This is a genomic window from Streptomyces sp. CA-243310, from assembly GCF_050936775.1.
Classification (GTDB): Bacteria; Actinomycetota; Actinomycetes; order Streptomycetales; family Streptomycetaceae; genus Streptomyces.
The window spans coordinates 574,051-593,368 of record NZ_JBNJMF010000001.1 but is presented as its reverse complement, the minus strand read 5'-3'; the positions used below and the strand labels follow the sequence as shown (position 1 = coordinate 593,368).

21 protein-coding genes and 1 rRNA gene are annotated in these 19,318 nt (G+C 71.3%); 11 read left to right on the top strand and 11 right to left on the bottom strand.

Annotated features, from left to right (window positions below):
* Window positions 1–621 carry a DUF47 domain-containing protein gene (locus ACQEVM_RS02785; protein WP_053675393.1) on the bottom strand — a complete coding sequence of 207 codons (621 nt, stop codon included), beginning with the start codon at window positions 619–621 and terminating at the stop codon, window positions 1–3.
* 195 nt (window positions 622–816) lie between these two features.
* Here ACQEVM_RS02785 and ACQEVM_RS02780 point away from each other — a divergent pair, with 195 nt between their 5' ends.
* Window positions 817–1,158, top strand: a complete 342-nt coding sequence (locus ACQEVM_RS02780; protein ID WP_433074353.1) for a metal-sensitive transcriptional regulator — start codon at window positions 817–819, stop codon at window positions 1,156–1,158.
* Between the two features lie 88 nt (window positions 1,159–1,246).
* Here ACQEVM_RS02780 and ACQEVM_RS02775 read toward each other — a convergent pair whose 3' ends face one another.
* On the bottom strand, window positions 1,247–1,402 hold the full coding sequence (locus ACQEVM_RS02775) for a hypothetical protein (protein WP_433074350.1): 156 nt from the start codon (window positions 1,400–1,402) through the stop codon (window positions 1,247–1,249).
* Window positions 1,403–1,548: 146 nt separating this feature from the next.
* Window positions 1,549–2,382: a hypothetical protein gene (locus ACQEVM_RS02770; protein WP_433074347.1), complete on the bottom strand. Its 834-nt coding sequence runs from the start codon at window positions 2,380–2,382 to the stop codon at window positions 1,549–1,551.
* A gap of 206 nt (window positions 2,383–2,588) precedes the next feature.
* Between ACQEVM_RS02770 and ACQEVM_RS02765 the strand changes: the two genes are divergently transcribed.
* Window positions 2,589–2,735: a hypothetical protein gene (locus tag ACQEVM_RS02765; RefSeq protein ID WP_433074344.1), complete on the top strand. Its 147-nt coding sequence runs from the start codon at window positions 2,589–2,591 to the stop codon at window positions 2,733–2,735.
* Window positions 2,736–2,871: 136 nt separating this feature from the next.
* Complete coding sequence (locus ACQEVM_RS02760; RefSeq protein WP_433074341.1) at window positions 2,872–3,105, top strand: hypothetical protein; 234 nt, start codon at window positions 2,872–2,874, stop codon at window positions 3,103–3,105.
* Between the two features lie 147 nt (window positions 3,106–3,252).
* Here the strand turns inward: ACQEVM_RS02760 and ACQEVM_RS02755 are convergent, their stop codons facing one another.
* The 4 genes from ACQEVM_RS02755 to ACQEVM_RS02740 all read right to left on the bottom strand — a co-directional run bounded on the left by ACQEVM_RS02755 (window position 3,253) and on the right by ACQEVM_RS02740 (window position 7,781).
* On the bottom strand, window positions 3,253–3,963 hold the full coding sequence (locus tag ACQEVM_RS02755) for a phosphatase PAP2 family protein (protein ID WP_433074338.1): 711 nt from the start codon (window positions 3,961–3,963) through the stop codon (window positions 3,253–3,255).
* A gap of 197 nt (window positions 3,964–4,160) precedes the next feature.
* Entirely contained in the window at window positions 4,161–5,171 is a 1,011-nt protein-coding gene (locus tag ACQEVM_RS02750) for an NlpC/P60 family protein (protein WP_433079777.1), read from the bottom strand.
* Between the two features lie 76 nt (window positions 5,172–5,247).
* The gene (locus ACQEVM_RS02745; protein WP_433074335.1) at window positions 5,248–6,939 is read right to left on the bottom strand and encodes a serine/threonine-protein kinase; all 1,692 of its coding nucleotides are present in this window, start codon (window positions 6,937–6,939) and stop codon (window positions 5,248–5,250) included.
* Window positions 6,940–6,989: 50 nt separating this feature from the next.
* Window positions 6,990–7,781 carry a thioesterase family protein gene (locus ACQEVM_RS02740; RefSeq protein ID WP_433074332.1) on the bottom strand — a complete coding sequence of 264 codons (792 nt, stop codon included), beginning with the start codon at window positions 7,779–7,781 and terminating at the stop codon, window positions 6,990–6,992.
* A gap of 151 nt (window positions 7,782–7,932) precedes the next feature.
* On the opposite strand from ACQEVM_RS02740, the gene ACQEVM_RS02735 reads away from it, so the two are divergent.
* Together ACQEVM_RS02735 and ACQEVM_RS02730 are read left to right on the top strand one after the other, a co-directional pair.
* Window positions 7,933–8,463, top strand: coding sequence for a GNAT family N-acetyltransferase (locus ACQEVM_RS02735; RefSeq protein WP_433074329.1), 531 nt, complete (start codon window positions 7,933–7,935; stop codon window positions 8,461–8,463).
* 4 nt (window positions 8,464–8,467) lie between these two features.
* Window positions 8,468–9,289, top strand: coding sequence for a pentapeptide repeat-containing protein (locus ACQEVM_RS02730; RefSeq protein WP_433074326.1), 822 nt, complete (start codon window positions 8,468–8,470; stop codon window positions 9,287–9,289).
* Window positions 9,290–9,439: 150 nt separating this feature from the next.
* On the opposite strand, the gene ACQEVM_RS02725 is transcribed toward ACQEVM_RS02730, so the two are convergent.
* Both ACQEVM_RS02725 and ACQEVM_RS02720 read right to left on the bottom strand, forming a co-directional pair.
* Window positions 9,440–10,294, bottom strand: a complete 855-nt coding sequence (locus tag ACQEVM_RS02725; protein WP_433074323.1) for an alpha/beta fold hydrolase — start codon at window positions 10,292–10,294, stop codon at window positions 9,440–9,442.
* Between the two features lie 118 nt (window positions 10,295–10,412).
* The gene (locus ACQEVM_RS02720; protein WP_433074321.1) at window positions 10,413–11,033 is read right to left on the bottom strand and encodes a hypothetical protein; all 621 of its coding nucleotides are present in this window, start codon (window positions 11,031–11,033) and stop codon (window positions 10,413–10,415) included.
* Window positions 11,034–11,414: 381 nt separating this feature from the next.
* Between ACQEVM_RS02720 and ACQEVM_RS02715 the strand changes: the two genes are divergently transcribed.
* The 6 genes from ACQEVM_RS02715 (at window position 11,415) to ACQEVM_RS02690 (ending at window position 18,440) form a co-directional block, all read left to right on the top strand.
* On the top strand, window positions 11,415–11,723 hold the full coding sequence (locus ACQEVM_RS02715; RefSeq protein WP_433079775.1) for a hypothetical protein: 309 nt from the start codon (window positions 11,415–11,417) through the stop codon (window positions 11,721–11,723).
* Between the two features lie 102 nt (window positions 11,724–11,825).
* Window positions 11,826–12,656: a hypothetical protein gene (locus ACQEVM_RS02710; protein ID WP_433074318.1), complete on the top strand. Its 831-nt coding sequence runs from the start codon at window positions 11,826–11,828 to the stop codon at window positions 12,654–12,656.
* On the top strand, window positions 12,646–13,956 hold the full coding sequence (locus ACQEVM_RS02705; protein WP_433074315.1) for a hypothetical protein: 1,311 nt from the start codon (window positions 12,646–12,648) through the stop codon (window positions 13,954–13,956). Before ACQEVM_RS02710 ends, ACQEVM_RS02705 begins: the two co-directional genes overlap by 11 nt.
* Window positions 13,953–15,515 (top strand): SCO6880 family protein, encoded by a 1,563-nt coding sequence (locus ACQEVM_RS02700; protein ID WP_433074312.1) that lies wholly within the window; start codon window positions 13,953–13,955, stop codon window positions 15,513–15,515. The genes ACQEVM_RS02705 and ACQEVM_RS02700 overlap by 4 nt, the downstream gene beginning before the upstream one ends.
* 19 nt (window positions 15,516–15,534) lie before the next feature.
* Window positions 15,535–16,950 (top strand): ATP-binding protein, encoded by a 1,416-nt coding sequence (locus tag ACQEVM_RS02695; RefSeq protein WP_053676380.1) that lies wholly within the window; start codon window positions 15,535–15,537, stop codon window positions 16,948–16,950.
* A 2-nt stretch (window positions 16,951–16,952) separates the two neighbouring features.
* Window positions 16,953–18,440 (top strand): type VI secretion protein, encoded by a 1,488-nt coding sequence (locus ACQEVM_RS02690; protein ID WP_433074308.1) that lies wholly within the window; start codon window positions 16,953–16,955, stop codon window positions 18,438–18,440.
* Here ACQEVM_RS02690 and ACQEVM_RS02685 read toward each other — a convergent pair.
* Window positions 18,437–19,006 (bottom strand): GNAT family N-acetyltransferase, encoded by a 570-nt coding sequence (locus ACQEVM_RS02685; RefSeq protein ID WP_433074305.1) that lies wholly within the window; start codon window positions 19,004–19,006, stop codon window positions 18,437–18,439. The genes ACQEVM_RS02690 and ACQEVM_RS02685 overlap by 4 nt on opposite strands.
* A 125-nt stretch (window positions 19,007–19,131) precedes the next feature.
* A 5S ribosomal RNA gene (gene rrf, locus ACQEVM_RS02680) occupies window positions 19,132–19,249 on the bottom strand.
* Window positions 19,250–19,318 lie beyond the last annotated feature (69 nt).

The window sequence follows — 19,318 nt, the reverse complement described above, 5'->3', positions numbered from 1 at the left end:
TCAGGACTCCTTGACCGCGATGGTCTCCACCGTGTTCGCGACGTGCTCGAACGCGTCGGCGGCCTCTTCGAGGACGTCGACGATCTGCTTGAGCTTCAGCACCTCCATGGCGTCGTACTTGCCGTTGAAGAGTTGCGCGAGCAGCTTGCGGTGGATCTGGTCGGCCTGGTTCTCCAGGCGATTGACCTCGATCCAGTACTCGGTCAGGTTGTCCATGGTGCGCAGGTGCGGCATGGCCTCGGCGGTCAGTTCGGCCGCCCTGGCCAGTACCTCGATCTGCTGCTCGACGCCCTTGGGGAGTTCCTCCACGTTGTAGAGGACGACCAGGTCGACCGCCTCCTCCATGAAGTCCATGATGTCGTCGAGGCAGGAGGCCAGGTTGTAGATGTCCTCGCGGTCGAACGGCGTGATGAAGGAGGAGTTCAGCTGGTGGAAGATCGCGTGGGTGGCGTCATCCCCCGCGTGCTCCGCTGCCCGCATCCGCTCCGCGATCTCGGCTCGGGCGGAGGAATCCGCTCCGAGCAGTTCCATCAGGAGCTTCGAGCCCGTGACGATGTTGTCCGCGGATGCGGCGAACATGTCGTAGAAGCTCGTCTCCCTGGGGGTCAGACGAAATCGCACGTGAGGTCCTCGGGGTGCATTGGGTTCGGTCAGGCTGATGCTAGGCGCATCCCCCGGCCACGGCTAACCGGCCGTTCCCCAGTGTGCTCCATCAGGCAGAGTGGGCAACCACGGACCCCTGCCCGTACGGTCGGGGCCCGGTATCCTATACCCATGAGGGGTATACATCCCTCGTTCCGGACCACGGGAGGACGCATGACGACCATCGAGGCGGAGGGCTCCGGACCGGAAGCCGGCGCCGACGCGGTCCCGGCGGTGCACGGCTATCACCACCAGAAGGACGAGCACCTCAAGCGACTGCGTCGGATCGAGGGCCAGATCCGCGGTCTGCAGCGCCTCGTCGACGAGGACGTCTACTGCATCGACATACTCACGCAGGTCTCGGCGAGCACGAAGGCCCTCCAGTCCTTCGCGCTCCAACTGCTGGAGGAGCACCTGCGGCACTGCGTCGCGGACGCCGCCGTCAAGGGCGGGGCGGAGATCGACGCCAAGGTCGAGGAAGCCACGAAGGCCATCGCCCGCCTGCTGCGCACCTGATCCCGCACTCCGGGGGCGGCGGGGGCCCGGCCCCCGCGCCGTCCACCACCGGCGGTCCCTGGCCGGCGCGGGTTCGGGGGCCGGTTCGTCAGGGGCAGCCGATGCCCAGCAGAACCTCGTCGATCCGATCCTGGCTCAGCCGCTCCTCGGCCGCCGTCGAGGCCGCGATGATCAGCTCGCCACACAGTTCGATCTCGGCGAGCGCCACGTGGTCCTGCACCGTCGTACCGCCTGCGGGAGTCACGCGCGCCACCTCTCTCTGCCGCCATCGCCCGTCGGCGCTCGGCTTCCCAGCGTAGGGAGCGCACGCCTGCGCGCGCATGACACGGATGGACCATTTCCGGATACCGGGCCATGGCCCGCTCGCATGGTCTGGACCACGAGATCCGACTATCCGGCGATCTTCCCGGCGAAAATGTCCCGGCTTGCGGGCAGTACGACGGTCACCGGAGTACCGAACCCGTAGAGCAGCGTCGTCGAGGAGACATCGATCACGCCATTGTTGACATAGGTGAAACGGTGCCGGACCTTCCGCAGCCGGCCTTCCTCGTCCAGGTAGGCGTCGAACGGCACGGTGTCCGTGCCGAACCCTTTCGCCGCCGCTTCGAGCGCCCCCTTGACCCCCGGCGAGGCACTCCGCGCGGCCCGACCGATGTCCGTGGTACCCCGGTAGTGCCGCACCTTGGTGCCCGCCACCTCGGTCTTCCCCACGTACGTCACCTCCCGCGCACCCCGCAGCAGCTCGACCGCGGCGAGCGGGTCGGTGGCCCCGCCCGTGACCAGGTTCCCGTCGGCGAGGGTCGTCGTGTCGACGCGGACCCACTTGTCGTCGGGGACGCCCGCGCCCCGGTTCTTCATGTAGAGGGCGCCCGGGACGAGGAGTTCGGTGATGGGCCGGTGCTCGGCCTTGCCCGTCGCATCGGCCGGGAGCATCACCAGGAGCTGTCCCATCCGGCTCTTGAAGTCGACACCGCCCTCGCCCCGGATCGTGACCCTGGTCCCGCCGGTGGCCATCTCCATCGCCGTACGGGCCCGCGCGCTGCCGGCCGCGTCCAGCACGTCGGCGGCGCCGCGCACCGCCGCGGCCGGGTCCTCGGGGGGCCTGTCGTCACCGCCGGCGGAGCTTCCGCATCCGCTCGTCGCGGCCACGGTCACGGCCACCGCCACGGCCAGGACCGCCTCACCGGCACGCCCTCGTCTGCGCATGTGCTGGTGCACCACCATCGCCTGCCAACCCCCAACGCGTGACAGCTGTTTGCCCGAGGCCCCCACCCGCTCCGCTTAACGAGGTCCGGGGTTTCCCGTCACGGGCCGGCCCGGTGCCGCGGATCGGCCGCGCCCGGTACCGTGGAGGAGTGGACCCGCACACCCAAGCGACTCCGATCACTGCGCTCGCCGCAGTGCCGCAGCCTCGTCACCCCGAGGAGCCCGTGCGACAGCCCTCGACCGGCCACACCACCGACACGACCGAACGCGGTTCGTTCTGCCTGGCCGTCTGCACCTGCGGCTGGACCGGACCGGCCCGCCGCTCCCGCGACCTGGCCCGCAAGGACGCCACCCGCCACACGGCGGGGTAGGCCGACACCGGCGGGCCGCCACCCGGCAGGAGCCCACCCGACGGAGCAGGCCGCCACACACGCCCTGCGACCGGGCGTGTCGCCCGTTCGGACGGCCCGGCTGGCCGAGCGGTCCGCGACCGGATGCCCTGGAGTCATGCCAGGACCCGCACCCCGCCTCGCGGCCCTCCTCTGGGCCCTGCTGCTCAGCACCCTCACGCCGACCGCGGCCTGGGCCCGGCCGGTGGGATCGGCGGACGGACCGGCCGACGTGGCGTTGGCCGTCGGGGTCACCACGGCGGCGGCCGTGGCCACGGGCCTGTGGTTGCGCTCGCGCTACCGCCGGGACGAGGCGCAGGAGGACCGGGGCGGCGAGAGCGGCGATCCGTGAGCCCCCGCCCCCGCCCGAGGGCGGTCCGGCTCTGCTTCGGCGCGTCGGCGCTGTGTCTGCTGGCGGCCGTGCTCCTCGCCCTGTGGGACGGTCACGTCTGAGGGTGAGCGGTCGGCGGAACCCGTGGCGACCACCGAGCCGGGCCCGTTACGCCGCGAGGTCGCTCTCGTGCGACCGCGGCGCCAGTTCCACGGGCCGGGCCACGACCCGCTCCCCGGCCCGGACCAGCCATCGCGCCCGCGGCCAACGGACCACGGCCCGCACCACCGGTGTCAGCAGCGCCGCCGCGGCCGGCGCGAGCAGCAGTACGACCGCGGTGCCGAGCGCGAGCCCCCCGATCACGTCGGTCGGGTAGTGGACGCCGGTGTACACGCGGCAGAGGCCTTCGAGGAGCGCCAACCCGATTCCGACGTACCCGATCCTGCGGTGGGCGATGAAGAGCCCCACCGCCAGCGCCATCGTCAGCGTGGCGTGGTCGCTCACGAACGAGAACTCCGCGCCCCCGAGCCGCGCGGCCGGTCCCGACCCGGAGCCCAACACCTCCAGCCCCTCGTGCTGGAGGAACGGCCGCGGCCGCCCGACGAACTCCCGCAGCGGCACGTTCAGCAGCAGCGCGATGCCGGCCGCCAACGGCGCCCACACCAACGCGACGAAGGCGTCGACGGCCGCCGGCTCGTCCTGCCTGCGCGCACCGCGCCAACACCACAGGACCAACAGCACCATGGCGAGCGGAAGTCCGTACTCGCCGACGAGGCCCACCGCCCGGTCGAGCCCGTCCGGCGCGTGCCGGGCCAGGCCGTTGATCTCGTACAGCAGGCTGACGTCCACATTCGGCCCACCGGTCGCGAGTCCAGCCATGGCGATGCGGCCCCTTGCTTGCCTAGGTCCCCTGCGGGCGCGCGCGATGCGCGCCCCTTCAACCCCCGGTCGATCAGCCCTCGTGCCCATGGAACGCCCGTTCTGGCCGGGCCGTTCCACTCTCCACCGAATGATCACTCCAACGTTACCCAAGAGTGACTCATCGTCGCAGCTCAGGGCCTTGACTTAACAGAGCGTCACGAGGCAGTCCCGGCAGCCGCGGCACGCTCCGGAAGAGCCTCCGCGCCGTCCTTGGTCACCCGCGTCGCGCCGAAGTAGTCCGGGGTGTCGATCTTGTCGAAGCGGATCACCGCGCCGGTGAACGGAGCGTTGATCATGTAGCCGCCGCCGACGTACAGACCGACATGTCGAATGTCCCGAGAGTTCGTCAGGTCATCGGAGAAGAAGACCAGGTCACCGGGGAGGAGTTCCTCGCGCGAGGGATGGGGGCCGGCGTTGTACTGGTCGTTGGCGACGCGCGGGAGCTCGATGCCCACCGTCTCGTACGCGGCCTTCGTGAGCCCCGAGCAGTCGAACCGCCCGTTCTGGTCGGGCGTCCCGTTGCCGCCCCACAGGTAGGGGGTGCCCAGTTGCTTCTGCGCGAAGTAGATGGCCCCTGCGGCCTGCTGGGACGGCGCCACCCTGCCGACGGGACGCTCGAAGCTCTTCGCCAGGGTGGTAATCGTCTTTACGTACCCCTGGGTCTCCTTGTACGGAGGCACCCCCTGGTACTTGATGACCGCGTACGCCCCCGCGTTGTAGGCCGCGAGCATGTTGCCCGTCGCGTCCCCGGGCACCCGCGCCACGTCCTTGGCCAACTCGCAGTCGTACGAAGCGGCCGACGGAATGGCGTCGTTGGGGTCCCAGATGTCCCGGTCCCCGTCACCGTCGCCGTCGACCCCGTGACCCGCCCAGGTGCCCGGGATGAACTGCGCGATCCCCCGCGCGTCCGCCGGACTGACGGCACTCGGGTTCCAGCCGCTCTCCGAGTACAGCTGGGCCGCGAGCAACGCCGGGCTGATCGCCGGGCAGAGCGCGCCCCATTTCTGCACCAGGGCCTGGTACTTGCCGGGCACCGCCCCCTTCGCGAGCCCCAGCGCACGGCCCGCGGCGCCCGCTCCCGCCAGGCCGGCCGCCGCCGAGTACGTCCCCACGACGAGCAACACGAGGAAGCTCAGGGCCAGCCCGATCCCGATCCCGCCTGCCATCCAGAATCTGCGCACCCGTCAACACTCCCCCATTGCCACCACTTTCGAGCGAATTTGACCCGTGTCGCCGTATCCGCTAGCCCACTCGGAAGCCGTTGCACGCGATGGGCGTATACCGCTTGGCCCCATCCTCGACGCGGTAGAACACCACCGTCCAGTCCCCCTTGTCGGCGCTCAGGGGCACAGCCCCCGGGAAGTCGTCCGGATAGGTCAACTCGCCGTAACCATCAGTGTCCCAGCCGGCGTACAGGTCCACGGGGGCACTCAGAAAGCCCGTCTGCCCCTTCTTGGGCGCGTGCGGTGGTTTCACCGCCATCACCACGGGATAGGGCGCGGGGCGCGCTCCCGGCTCGGCGCCGCGCCGCGAACGGAACTTGACCCTGACCGTGTCGCCCGGGACCCCGTTCGTGTTCGAGGACACCGTCGAGGTCTCCATGCCCCGGCCCGGCGGCCGGAGTTCCGCGGACCCGTCACAGTCACCCGCCCCGTAGCGGGCCATCTCCGCATCGGTGGACAGCTTCCACCGGAAGTCCTCCCCGGCCCAACCGCCCCCCTTGCCGGGCTTCACCGCGCCCGAGGCGGGGGAGCCGGACGCGGGAGCCGCCGGGGTCCCGCTCCCGGGGGTCCGGGCGGCACCTCCACCCCGGTCCTCCCCGAACGGGAACTGCCACAGCAGCACCGCCACCACCGCGACCAGGACGCCCCCCGCCACCGCCCCGACCCGGCCGCGCCGACCGGAGCGGGCCGCGGGACCCTCGTACGGGGTGGCGGCCCCGGCGGACGACGAGGCGACGGCGGGCGGCAGGGCGACCCCGGCCGGCGCTGTGGTGTCGTCCAGGCGCCGGGTCGGGGAGCCGGCCCCGGGCGCCACATCGGCCACGCCGACCACATCTGCCACGCCGGCCGTGCCCGTCGCACGCTCCGACGGCGCCGCCAGCCCCGCGTACACCGGATCCTCCACCAGCGCGCCCCGCACCCCGCAGCGCCGGATCACCTCCGCCGGTTCCGGCCGGTCCGCCGGGTCCTTGGCCACGCAGTCCTCGATCAGCGCCGCCAACCCCGGCTCGACCCCGGCCAGGTCGATCCCCTCGTACACCGACCGGAACCCCACGCCCACCGCCGCCCCGCCCCCGAACGGGGGCCTCCCGGTGGCCGCGTACGCCAACGTCGCACCCAGGGCGAACACGTCCGCCGCCGCCCCGGCGACCCCGCCCACCAGCACCTCGGGCGCCGTGAACCCCGGCGTGCCCGGCGTGCGCCCCGTCTCGGTCAACGGCGTCGACCCCACGCCGTGCGCGATCCCGAAGTCGATCAGCTGAGGCCCCTGCGCCGCCAGAATCACGTTCTGCGGCTTCAGGTCCCGGTGCGTGACCCCGTAGGCGTGCACGCTCGCCAGGCCCTCCGCCAGCGCCGCCCCCAACCCCCGACAGGTGTCCGGCGGCAGCGCGCCCCGCCCGCGCACGGCGTCGGCGAGCGTCGGACCCGCGACGTACTCCGTCGCCAGCCAGTACGGCGCCGCCTCCAACGACGCGTCGATCAGATGCGCGGTGTACGCCGACCGCACGGCCCGTACGGTCTCCACCTCGCGGCGAAACCTGGCCAGCGCCTCGGGATGCCCGACGATCTCCTCCCGCACCACCTTGACGGCGACCAGCCGGCCCCCGGGCGAACGCCCCAGGTACACCCGCCCCATCCCCCCGGCCCCCAGCCGGGCCACCAGCACGTGCAGGCCGATCCGTTCGGGGTCGGCCTCTGTGAGCGGCTCCATCCGGCTGAGCCTGCCATACGTACTGCCCTGCGCGGCAAGGGGGTTGACGTCTAGCGCGGGGCGACGAAGAGGCTCTGCGCACCCCGTCCGATCGGCCCCTTCTCATCGTGCAGCCGGGAGTCCGCGAGCCCGATCCCGGCGCCGTCCACACTGGTCCGCGCCTCCACGCAGACCCATTCGGCCACCGGGTGGCGGTGCAGGTGGACGGTGAGGTCGCCGTTGACGAAGACGAACCGCTCGAAGTCCATGACGGAACTGATCCCGTTGCCGGAGTCGGCCGCGATCAACACCCGGTCCAACGGGGCCGTCTCCTCCCCGGCGATCAACGGCACTCCCATCCGCATCCAGCACGTCCCCGGCCCCGACTCCATGAAGGCCCCTTCGGTGAACCGGCTCTCCATCGCCGTGTGATAGCCGACCTCCCACGGCACGGGGAAGAACGGCGTCGGCCCCACCTCGCCCGGCGGAGGCACCTGCGGCCCCGGCACCACCGCGGGCACGGCCTCCGCGGCCACCCGGATCCGCAACGCACGCGCGAGCATCACCGGCGCCGCCCCCGCCGGCGCGAGGGTCGCCTCGACCAACTCGGTACTGCGGCCGGACCGCAGCACGGTCGTGGCGATCTCCAGCGGACCGATCGGCACCGGGCGCAGGATCTCGTAGGTGATCCGGGCGACCCGCAGGTCCGCGCGGGCACCCACCCGCTCCTCGACGGCCCGCCCGAGCAGCGCCGCCGGCGGACCGGCGTGCTGCGAGCCCGGGTCCCACGGCCCGCGCGTGTACTCGGTGGCCAGGAAACGTCCCGTGTCGACCCGCTCGAAGAAGGCCTCAGCAGCGCTCATGCCCCCGCACGCTACCGACAGGTAACCTCGCGCACCAGCCCCCGCACCGGCCCCACCCCGCACACGACTCACGCCCCACCCGCCCCCGGACGCGGCACCGTCCCCGCCCCGGACTTCAATCAAAGCGGCACGAAATACGCATACTTGACCCATGCCCACCACCGCTCTCGCCCTGCGCCCCTTCCACCCCACCACCGACGCGGCGCCCCTACTCGACTGGATCACCACCGCGGCCGACCTCACCACCTGGGCCGGCCCCTCCTTCTCCTGGCCCCTGGACGAGACCCAACTCGCCTCCTACGCCGTCGAACCCGGCCGCCACACCTGGACCGCCGTACCGTCCCACGGCCCCGAGGCCGCCGAGCCCGTCGGCCACGTCTCGCTGCGCCGCCACGACGACGACCCCGACCACGCCCGCCTCGGCCGCGTCCTGATCGCCCCGCGCGCCCGAGGCCGCGGCCTCGGCGAGAGCCTGCTCTGCGAAACCCTGTCCCGCGCCTTCACCGACCTGCGGCTGCACAGCCTCGACCTGGGCGTGTTCGCGCACAACACCCCGGCCGTCCGCCTCTACGAGAAGCTCGGCTTCCGCACCGTGGAAGTCCTCAAGGACGTCGAGCAGGTGGACGGCGTCTGGTGGACCGCCCTCCAGATGAGGCTGGCCTCGCCCCACCGGTCACAATGAACGGATGTCCACCACGCCTGCCGCCCCCACCCCCGCGCTGCGCGCCGACTGCGCGAACTGCTTCGCCCTCTGCTGCGTGGCCCTGCCCTTCGCCAAGTCCACCGACTTCGCCCTGAACAAGGCCGCCGGAACCCCCTGCGAGAACCTCGGGGACGACTTCCGCTGCGGCATCCACACCCGGCTGCGCGACAAGGGCTTCCCGGGCTGCACCGTCTTCGACTGCCTCGGCGCGGGCCAGCAGGTGTCCCAGGTCACCTTCGGCGGCCGGGACTGGCGCGCACACCCCGACACGGCACGCCAGATGTTCGACGTCTTCCCCGTGATGCGGCAGCTCCACGAGCTCCTCGCCTACCTCACCGAGGCCCTCGCCCTGCCGGCGGCCGCACCGATCCACGCCGACCTGCGGCAGGCACTCGCCACGACCACGGCGGCCACCGGGGCCGACGCCGCCACCCTGATCCCCTTCGACGTCGGCGCCCTCCGCCAGGAGATCAACGCCCTCCTCCTGAAGACCAGCGAACTGGTCCGCGCCACCTCCCCCGCCCGCAGGAAGAACCACCGCGGCGCCGACCTCATGGGCGCCCGCCTCTCCGGCGCCGACCTGCGCGGCGCGACCTTCCGCGGCGCCTACCTGATCGCCGCCGACCTCTCCGGGGCCGACCTCCGCAAGGCCGACCTGATCGGCGCCGACCTCCGCGACGCCAACCTGCGCGACGCCGACCTCCGCGAGGCCCTCTTCCTCACCCAGCCCCAGCTGAACGCCGCCCAGGGATCCCCCGCCACCCGCATCCCCCCTGCCCTCACCCGCCCCTCCCACTGGGCCTGACCCACACCCGGGACCCCCGAGGCCCCGCCCGGCACACGCCCGTGGCCGAGGCCCCTCCGGGCCGGCCCGATCCGGGACACACCCGAGGCCGCAGGGGCGCACGGGAGCACGCGGGAGTCACACCCCCGCCCCGCACTCACACCCCTGCGCTCACACCCCCGCCAGGAACTCCCGCACGGCCGCACCGAACCCCTCCGGATCCTCCGCCCGCGCCCGACGCCCCCTCGGCAGCTCGACCACCGCCCGCACCAGATCCGGCCGACTCGCCTCAAGCCCGTACGCGACGTCCTCGCCCGAGCCCCGCCCCCGCACCACCGCCGGCCCCAAACCCAGCCCCTCCAACACGCCGGCCGCATCCCTCACGCACTCGTCGCGCGCCTCCCCCTCGACCACATCCGCCGCCCCGTACCCGGCCAGATCGAGCCCGATGACGTGCCACCCCGGCCCCGCGTCCCGCGCCGGCGACTCGAAGGACCACCCGTCCTGCGACCACCCGTCCTCAAGTCGGCCGCCCCGGGAATCCCCGTACAGCACGAGCAGCGGCGCCCCCGCGCCGCCGAAATCCGTGTACGCGAGCCCGCGCCCGTCCGCCGCCCGCACCACCCCCGGCAGCGGCCCCAGTCTGTCGATCACCCGCCGCCGCAGCAGCCGGTACTCCTCCCAGCGCCTCGGCAACCGCCCGCTCGGCCGCTTCCCCATCAGCCGCCCCCGCGTGACCGTCTGCCCGAGCCGGAACTGCTCCCGCGTCAGATCAACACTCATCCCCCCGGGCAACACGTTCCAACAGTGGAACCCCTGCTGCCGCCCCTCCGACCAGACCTCACCCACCATCAACTCCCCGCCCAGCAGGTCCTGGACGACCAGAGCCGTGATGTCGCAATGCTCCCAGGCCGGATTCCCGGCCGTCCAGGGCGCCCGCTCCACGTCATCGGGCGAACAGGTCTCGGCCGACCATCCCGCACGGATGGCCGCCTCAAGGTCCGCGAGAGTCCCGGGAGTCGTCATGCCACCAGCCTGACGCGCCCCACTGACAACGAGGCCGCTCCTCCACCACACCACCCGCGCCGACGCCGCGATCCGGCTCGTGCCCCGCACCGCGACACCGACGACGGGCGGCCCCGGATCAGGGCCTGATGAGCGGCGTCCAACCGCTCGGGCAGGTGAGCACACCGGTCGCCACATAGGTGCAGGAGTTCTCGAAGACGTTCCCGTCGGTGGTCAGCACCTTCACCTGCGCGGTCACTTCCAGGATGTTCAGCGACACACCGCACGCGTTGCGCGGGAAGCCCGGGTTCGCGCTGGTGGAGAGGTCCTTCCAGACGTACGGCCCGTTCTCCAGGACCGTGCTGGTCGTCCGACGCCCCAGGAACGCCTTGCCCCGGCTCACCACGGCGCTGAACTCCAGACCGAACCGCCCCTGCGCCGTGTCGACGCCCACGCAGGGCTGAGCCGGACCCCGGTCACCCCTGGGACCCCGATCACCCTTCGGACCGCGGTCACCCTTGGGCCCCTTCGGCCCCCGCGGCCCCGTACAGCCGCTCGACGGCCCGGAGGCGGCGGACTTCAGCACCCTGGCCTTCAACTTCGAGCAACCGTCACCGGCCGCGGGCGCCCCCACCACGGCGGTCGACCCGTGCGCGGCAGCCATCGCCGGAGCCGAAACCCCCGACAGCGCGAACACCAGCGGCACTGCGACACCGCCGGCCAGCCACACGCGCCGACCCGACTTCACTGCGGAACCCATCCCTGCTCCTTGCGTCGTCCAACCGAACGGGGTGGAGCATCCCGCGCAACCCGGCGTGCACATGGAACGACTGACGGAATGTCGGACATGTGTCAGCGGTACGGACCAACGACACGCCGCCCCGTTGAGCCGAACGGCCGCGCCTCACCCGACCCGAAGGCCTGTCGCCGGCACGGCGAGACGGCAATCATTGCCCGGCGTCAACCCCCGTGATACACAGAGTGACCTGGTCAGAGCGTTCCGACAGGGCACAGACCGCGAGCTCGGGTAAAGAGAGCCGCCAAGTCGGCGACGGCGGCGGTTTCATCAGCGAAGATAGTGCGTGACCCATGCCGTCGGGCACGGGCTACCGGAACTACCCATACGGGGGCGGTGAGTTACATGATCCTGGCAGCCGAAAAGGGCGACATCACCACCATCATCGGTGGAATCGCCCCGAACTGGGGGCCGTTCGGCAGTCTCGGCAACGAAGCGAAGGTCATGGTCGAAGTGGTCATGGCCATCGCGATCCTCCTCTGCCTCGGCATCGCCATCTGGGGCGCCGCCAAGCAGCGCATCGGAGCGACCGCACTACGCGACACCTTCAGCGCGGAACAGGGCAAGGGCCTGATCGTGGCCGGCCTCACAGGCGTCTTCATCATCGGCTCCCTGGGCACCCTCTTCACGATCGTCTACGGAATGGCCGTCTAGCCGTGCCGCCCGCCGGCCGTCGTACCTGATGGCGAATCACCACACCGCATCCACGCGGGAACGAGCGCTACCGTCGTACGAGGCGGAGGGGGCGGACACGGAATGAGCAACGACGACCACTACGGCGGCGGCGGCCACGGCGAAGTGGGCGGCACGGGCCAGACCCGTACCCGCCTCCCGGACTCCCCCTCCGACCCCTACGGCAACCCGCGCCGCACCCCGCGCCCCTCCCGCGGCCTCATCACCGCGGTCGGCGTGGTGGTCCTCCTCATCGCCGCCATCGCGTTCGCGAACCAATCCCCGGACTCCCCCGCGAACACCGCGTCGAACAAACCTCCGACCGACGCCGCCACCAGCCCCACCGGCACCGAACCGGTCACCGGCAAGTCCAACGGCATCCCCAAGGGCTTCGCCCACGACGAACAGGGCGCCCAATCGGCGGCCGCGAACTACGCGGTGGCGCTGGGCTCCGACGGGATGCTCAAGAAGGACGTACGACACGCCCTCATGGACGGGATCTACACCCCGGAAGCGGGCTCCCGACGCAAGAGCGCGCAGGATGCGGCCTACTCCCCCGCGTTTCTCGCCACTCTGGGCCTTGACGCGAACGGAACCGCCCCCCAGGGCAGCACCTTCGTCACCCGCGCCGTCCCGATCGGCACCAGAATCGAGAACTACAGCCCCACCAGCGCGAAGGTCGCGGTCTGGTACACGGGGCTGATCGGGATGTCGGGTACCAAATCCACCAATCCGGTGCGCACCACCTGGCAAACCTGGATGTTTGAACTCACCTGGGCCGGCGAGGACTGGAAGGTCACCTCCGACAGCCAGACGGACGGACCGGCGCCAGTCCCCGGCGACGTCGCCGCTTCCACATCAGACGACATCAGCAAGGCCGTCCAGGAGTTCGGAGGGTTCACCTATGCCCGGTAGCCGCCGCCCCCTCCGGATCGCCGGAGCCTTGGCCGCCGTCCAGACAACGCTGGTGTTGTTGTCCGCTCACGCCTTCGCCGCACCCACTCCTGCGCCGAGCCCATCGGGCTCCCCTGCCAAGGACAATCGTTGCGAGGGCATCTTCGGACCCGTCAAGGAGAACTGCGAGCGCCAACTGGGGAACTCCCCCGGCACCGGCACCGGCGTCTCCCCCGCCAACCCCACCGACGCCCTCAACCCCCTGGCCTCCCTCGCCCGCGGCTGCGCAGACGCCGCCGCCTGGATCGTCGGCAAGCTCAGCGAGGCGATCAAGTCCACGGCCACCGTCGACTTCACCAACCCCGCCTTCCTCCAGCAGTACGCCGTCGTCTTCGCCGCGAGCACCATCCTTACCCTGGTCCTCTGGCTCCTCGCCGTCGCCAAGCGCGCCATCCGCGGCGTCCCCCTCACCACCGCCATGTCCGAGGCCATCGGCTTCCTCTGGCTGACCGTCCTCGCCTCCGCGTTCACCCCGCTGATCCTCTACACCGTCGTCTCCGCGACCGACGGCGTCACCGAGGTCATCGCCTCGGCCACCGGCGGCCAGACCGACGTCTTCTTCGGCTCGTTCTCCGAGGCCCTCAAGAAGGGCGACGACATCGGCGGCGGCCCGATCATGCTGATCGTCGTGGCCCTCGTGACCGTCCTGGCCGCCGGGATCCTGTGGCTGGAGCTCGTCATCCGCGCCGCCCTGCTCTACGTCGGCGCCCTTCTCGGCACGGTCGTCTACGCCGGGCTCGTCGACCGCAACATGTGGGGCCACGTCCGCCGCTGGGCCGGCATCATGATCGCCGTCATCCTCGTGAAGCCGGTCATCGTGATCGTCCTCGGCCTCGCCGGCGCCCTCGCGGGCGAGAAGGGCCCCAACGCCGTCTCCGCCGTCGTCTCCGGACTCGCGATCATCCTCCTGGCGATCTTCGCCTCCGCGATGATCTACCGCTTCGTCCCCGGCTTCGGCGACGAGATCGCCTCCGCACGTTCCAACCGCAGCAAGGCCACCGACGGCGCCCAAGCCGCAGCCGTCATCAGCTCCCCTGCCTCCCTCGTCTCCCAGGGCATCAAAACCCACAGCAGCCGCGGCGGCGGCGCCCACCGCGCGAGTGGCGGAGGCGGCGGCGACGCCAACCAGATCTCCGGAGGCATGGCCGCACACAGCAGCCGAGGCTCCGGCGGCGGGTCCGGCGGCGGATCTGTCCCCTCCGCCACACCCCCGCCCCGCACCGGCTCGAGCACGAGGAACACAGGAGGTGACGGGCGTTGACGACCCAGTCCCACCAGCTTCACCCGATCGCGCCCCGTCGCACGTATCTCATCGGCCGCGCCCGGCCGAACGCGATCGTCGGCAAGAACCGCGAAACCGGCGAGATCGCCCTGATCATCGCCGGCGCGTTCCTCGGCATGATGAGCGGACTGCTCGTCCCCGACCTCACCCTGCGCATCGTGAGCCTCGCCGGCTTCCCCATGCTCGCCCTCGCCGCCGTGTACGTCCCCTACAAGGGCCGTACCTTCTACCGGTGGTTCGAGATCAGGCGCAGCTACAAGCGCACCCTGCGCCGCGGCACCACGTACCGCTCCGGCACCATGGAAGCCGGCATCCGCGGCTCCGACGGCCGCGAGGTCGAGGTCGGCCCGCCCCCCGGCATCGGGCGCATCAGCTGGCTCGCGGCGCCCTTCGGCCCCGACGAGATCGCCGTCCTCCTGCACGCCGACCGCAGAACCGTGACCGCCGCCATCGAGATCGAGGGCCCCGGCGTCGGCCTGCGCGACAGCGAGGACCAGGAAGCCCTCGTCGACCGCTTCGGCACCCTCCTCAAGCACGTCGCGAACGGCGACGGCTTCGTCACCCGCCTGCAGATGCTCGCCCGTACCCTCCCCGCCGACCCCGACGCCCACGCCAAGGACGTCGCCCAGCGCGGGGACACCACCGCCCCCGGCTGGCTCCGCGAGTCGTACGACCAGCTCCAGTCGATGGTGTCCACCTCCTCCGAGCAGCACCGCGCCTACCTCGTCGCCTGCATGCACTTCACCCGCGACCTGGCCGCCGAAGCCGTCACCATCGCCCGCGCCTCGACCCCCCACAAGGGCCGCAAGCTCGACCGCGACGCCGGCCTCGCCATCGTCATGGCCCGGGAGCTCACCGACATCTGCGCGCGCCTCGCCGAAGCCGACATCCGCGTACGCCAACCACTCGGCCAGGGCCGACTGTCCTCCCTCGTGCACTCCATGTACGACCCGGACCACCCCATCGACCACATCCAGGCCATGACGAAGCGCAACGCCTGGCCCGCCGAACTCGACGCGGTCGAACCCACCTACCTCCAGGCCAAGACCCGCGAGTCCTCCACCCGCGCCCCCTGGTGCCACGCCACCGCCTGGGTGAAGGAGTGGCCGATGACCCCCGTCGGCGTCAACTTCCTCGCCCCGCTCCTCGTCCACACCCCGGACGTCATCCGCACCGTCGCCGTCACCATGGACCTCGAACCCACCGAGGTCGCCATCGAGCGCATGCTGACGGAGAAGACCAACGACGAGGCCGACGCCAGCCGCGCCGCGAAGATGAACCGCACGGTCGACCCGCGCGACATCGCCGCCCACGGCCGGCTCGACCAGAGGGGTGAAGATCTCGCCAGTGGTGCGGCGGGAGTCAACCTGGTCGGGTACATCACGGTGTCCTCGCGTTCGCCCGAGGCCCTCGCCCGCGACAAGCGCACCATCCGCGCCTCGGCGGGCAAGTCCTACCTGAAGCTGGAGTGGTGCGACCGCGAGCACCACCGCGCCTTCGTCAACACCCTGCCGTTCGCCACCGGCATCCGACGCTAGCCGGAGGGAAGTGCCGCCCATGCGAGATCCCATGTCCGCTCTGACGGACGCCTTCACCAGCTTCCTGTTCGGCAAGGTGGAGACCACCCGCCTGCCCGTCCGCACCTCCACCGGGCAGGCCCAGGCCGTCTACCTGCCGACCGCCGCCCCCGGCCTCGGCGACTCCGGCGTCATCATCGGCCGCGAGGTCTACAGCGGCAAGGGGTACATCTACGACCCCTTCCAGCTGTACGGACAGCAGCTCCCCGCCCCCCACTGGCTGGTACTCGGCGAGTCCGGCAACGGGAAGTCCGCGCTGGAGAAGACGTACGTCCTGCGCCAACTCCGCTTCAAGGACCGCCAGGTCGTCGTCCTCGACGCCCAGGGCGAAGACGGCGTCGGCGAGTGGAACCTGATCGCCCAGCAGTTGGGAATAACCCCCATCCGCCTGGATCCCATCGCCGCGAACGACGACGGGATCCGCCTCAACCCCCTCGACCCGGCGATCACCACGACCGGCCAGCTCGCGCTGCTCCGGACCATCATCGAAGTCGCCATGGGCCACGGCCTCGACGAACGCTCCGGCTTCGCCCTCAAGGTCGCGCACGCCTACGTCGTCGACACGATCCGCGACCGCCAGCCCGTCCTCACCGACATCGTGGAACAACTGCGCCACCCCGAGCCCGAGTCCGCCCAGGCCATGAACGTCGACATAGACGATGTCCGCGCCTGGGGACTCGATGTCGCCCTGGTCATCGACCGGCTCGTCGACGGCGACCTCCGCGGCATGTTCGACGGCCCCACCACCGTCGGCATCGACCTCGACGCGCCACTGATCGTCTTCGACCTGTCCCACATCGACCGCAATTCCATCGCGATGCCGATCCTCATGGCGATCGTCGGCGTCTGGCTGGAACACACCTGGATCCGCCCGGACCGCAAGAAGCGCATCTTCCTCGTCGAAGAGGCCTGGCACATCATCAACAGCCCCTTCGTCGCCCAGCTGTTCCAGCGCCTGTTGAAGTTCGGCCGGCGCCTCGGCCTGTCCTTCGTCGCCGTCGTCCACCACCTCTCCGACGTCGTCGACGGCGCCGCCGCCCGAGAAGCCGCAGCCATCCTCAAGATGGCCTCCACCAGAACGATCTACGCCCAGAAAGCCGACGAGGCCCGCGCCACGGGACGGGTACTCGGCCTGCCCCGCTGGGCCGTGGAGATCATCCCCACTCTCACCCCGGGCATCGCGGTCTGGGACGTCAACGGCAACGTCCAGGTCGTCAAACACCTGATCACCGAGGCCGAACGCCCGCTCGTCTACACCGACCGCGCCATGACCGAATCCTCGGCGCAACACCGACTCCCCGACGATCTGCTGGCCGCCGAACTGGAGGCGGAGGAGCGAGCCCTCCTCATCGAACGCCACCACAACGGTCCCGGATCCGCGACCACGGTGGCGTGACCATGTCCGACCCCAGACGTACGGATCCCCCCGCGCGGGCCGGGGGCGTCCCCGACGGGGCCCTCGTCGGCCTGCTCGCGTTCCTGCTCGGCCTCGCCGTCCTCGTCTGGTCGGCCACCGGCCTCTCGGCCCTGTTCGCCAAAGGCGCCTGGCCGGACACGGTCACGTTCACCCGTACCCCGGACGCGGTCCGAGGCCTGATAACGGAACCCCACGACCTCCCCGGGGCCTGGCCCGAGACCGACCCGGCGGCCCTCTCCGGCTGGGGCCTGTTCTGGGGCCTGTTCATCGGCCAGCTCCTGATCCTGCTGGTCCTGACCATCTTCACGATGGGGATCATCGCCCGCACCAAGGCCCGCCGCACCCTCGTCGGGCACCACGGCCGAATCGACAAGGATCCACCACCCCGACCGGCCCCCACCCCACCGGCCCCGCCGACCGCCCGGCCTCCGGCAGCGTTCGAGGCCGCGAGCCCCGGAACCACGGCGCACGGCACCCTCCGCACCGCGGACCACCCCGCCCCGGCACCGACGCCCGCACCCGCCGCGGTCCCCGTACCGGCGTCCGTGCAGACGCCGGCCCGCCTCGGCTACGCGACGCCCGCGGAACGCCATGCCACCGCCGCCCGGCACATCGCGGCGGCGGAAGGCGCGGTCCTCGTCGTGACGTCCTCCCCCGCACTCTGGTCGGAGACCAAGGACGCCCGCGCCAAGCTCGGCCCGGTCCTCCTCTACGACCCCTCGCACCTCTGCGACACCCCGGCCCGCATGCACTGGAACCCCGCGGAGGGCTGCGCGGACCGCGACCTCGCCGCCACACGCGCCGTAGCCCTCCTGGCGCCCGTACGCCCCCAGGCCCGCATGGACGCCGCGGTGGCCGACACGGCGGAAACGCTCCTGCGCAGTTGGCTCCAGGCCGCGGCCCTCGACAACCGCCCCTTCAAGCAGCTGCACCGCTGGGCCCAGGGCACCAACGCCCAAGACCCCGTCCGCATCCTCCGCACGCACCCCCAGGCGGCCCCCGGCGCGGCCGGCGAACTCGAAAGCGCCCTCACCGCCTACCCGGAGCGCCGCGAACTGGCCCAGCACCTCGGCGCCCGGGCCCTCTCCTGCCTCGGTTCGATCCACATCCGCGAGGCTTGCAACCCGAACCGAACGGATTCCCTCACACTGGCTTCGTTTCTGACCGAAGGGGGCACCCTTTATCTGGTGGGCGAGTCCGTGGAGGACCCGCGCAGCCACCCGGGTGCAATGCCCTTGCTGACCGCACTCGCCTCCAGCGTGGTCGAGCACGGCCGTCGCATGGCCGTACGGTCATCCCGCGGTCGGCTCGACCCACCACTGACGCTGGTCCTGGACGACGTGGCGGCCGTCGCCCCCATCCCGCAGCTCCCGGAGCTCCTCCAGGACGACGCCCTGCCGCTGCTCGCGCTCTGCCGAAGCCGCGAACAGGCCCGCTCCCGCTGGCCGCAGGCCGCCTCCGCCTTCTAACGGCCCGCCACGGGACGTTCCAGTACGTACTCCAGCTCCCGGGCCTCCGGGTCCGAGGGCGTGCCGAACACGATCCGGCCACTGGCCACGAACCCGTACCGGCGATAGAACGCCTCGGCGCGCGCGTTGTCCTCGTGAACGAAGAGACGTACCCGCCCCAGCGCCGGCCCGTCCAGCGACCAGGCCCACTCCAGCGCGGCCGCGAACAGCGCCTCGGTCACTCCGGTCCCCCGCTGTGCGGGCCGTACGAACACCCCCACCAGGTGCCCCTGGGCCTTCTCCACGACCTCACCGAAGTAGTCGATGGTGCCGCCTTCCTCCACGAGCACCGTCACCGACCCGTCCCAGGAACCGTCGGGAGCTTCGGCGACGAACTGTCGGACGCCCCGCCCGCTCGAAGCTCCCGCGGTCCGTCCCTGCCAGAACTCATCGGGCTGGGCCTCGGCCTCCACGATGTTCTCCAGGAAGGCCACCGGAGCGGCAGGATCCCGCAACGCGCTGAGCCGCAGTTCCCTGGCCTTTTCCCACTCACCGGCAGACACCGGCCGCACCCCATGCTGATTCATAGTGCGGATCAAAGCACGGCACCGGTGCGCCCTGCACGCAATAAATCGAAGCCCTGGACCGTAATGGGTCCGGAACGCAGAAAAGCCCCGCACCCTGAAGGGTGCGGGGCTTTCCCACAATGATTGTTCGGCGGCGTCCTACTCTCCCACAGGGTCCCCCCTGCAGTACCATCGGCGCTGAAAGGCTTAGCTTCCGGGTTCGGAATGTAAACCGGGCGTTTCCCTAACGCTATGACCACCGAAACACTATGAAGTTAACCAACCGGATATGAACACAGTTCGTTACTTCAGAACTAACACAGTGGACGCGAG

Excerpts from the sequence above, each read along its gene's own strand:
- ACQEVM_RS02780 (WP_433074353.1), top strand. The coding sequence starts at position 817 with ATGACGACCATCGAGGCGGAGGGCTCCGGACCGGAAGCCGGCGCCGAC.
- ACQEVM_RS02770 (WP_433074347.1), bottom strand. The coding sequence starts at position 2,382 with ATGGTGGTGCACCAGCACATGCGCAGACGAGGGCGTGCCGGTGAGGCG.
- ACQEVM_RS02760 (WP_433074341.1), top strand. The coding sequence starts at position 2,872 with ATGCCAGGACCCGCACCCCGCCTCGCGGCCCTCCTCTGGGCCCTGCTG.
- ACQEVM_RS02755 (WP_433074338.1), bottom strand. The coding sequence starts at position 3,963 with ATGGCTGGACTCGCGACCGGTGGGCCGAATGTGGACGTCAGCCTGCTG.
- ACQEVM_RS02750 (WP_433079777.1), bottom strand. The coding sequence starts at position 5,171 with ATGGCAGGCGGGATCGGGATCGGGCTGGCCCTGAGCTTCCTCGTGTTG.
- ACQEVM_RS02745 (WP_433074335.1), bottom strand. The coding sequence starts at position 6,939 with ATGGAGCCGCTCACAGAGGCCGACCCCGAACGGATCGGCCTGCACGTG.
- ACQEVM_RS02740 (WP_433074332.1), bottom strand. The coding sequence starts at position 7,781 with ATGAGCGCTGCTGAGGCCTTCTTCGAGCGGGTCGACACGGGACGTTTC.
- ACQEVM_RS02735 (WP_433074329.1), top strand. The coding sequence starts at position 7,933 with ATGCCCACCACCGCTCTCGCCCTGCGCCCCTTCCACCCCACCACCGAC.
- ACQEVM_RS02730 (WP_433074326.1), top strand. The coding sequence starts at position 8,468 with ATGTCCACCACGCCTGCCGCCCCCACCCCCGCGCTGCGCGCCGACTGC.
- ACQEVM_RS02725 (WP_433074323.1), bottom strand. The coding sequence starts at position 10,294 with ATGACGACTCCCGGGACTCTCGCGGACCTTGAGGCGGCCATCCGTGCG.
- ACQEVM_RS02720 (WP_433074321.1), bottom strand. The coding sequence starts at position 11,033 with ATGGGTTCCGCAGTGAAGTCGGGTCGGCGCGTGTGGCTGGCCGGCGGT.
- ACQEVM_RS02715 (WP_433079775.1), top strand. The coding sequence starts at position 11,415 with ATGATCCTGGCAGCCGAAAAGGGCGACATCACCACCATCATCGGTGGA.
- ACQEVM_RS02710 (WP_433074318.1), top strand. The coding sequence starts at position 11,826 with ATGAGCAACGACGACCACTACGGCGGCGGCGGCCACGGCGAAGTGGGC.
- ACQEVM_RS02705 (WP_433074315.1), top strand. The coding sequence starts at position 12,646 with ATGCCCGGTAGCCGCCGCCCCCTCCGGATCGCCGGAGCCTTGGCCGCC.
- ACQEVM_RS02695 (WP_053676380.1), top strand. The coding sequence starts at position 15,535 with ATGCGAGATCCCATGTCCGCTCTGACGGACGCCTTCACCAGCTTCCTG.
- ACQEVM_RS02690 (WP_433074308.1), top strand. The coding sequence starts at position 16,953 with ATGTCCGACCCCAGACGTACGGATCCCCCCGCGCGGGCCGGGGGCGTC.
- ACQEVM_RS02685 (WP_433074305.1), bottom strand. The coding sequence starts at position 19,006 with ATGAATCAGCATGGGGTGCGGCCGGTGTCTGCCGGTGAGTGGGAAAAG.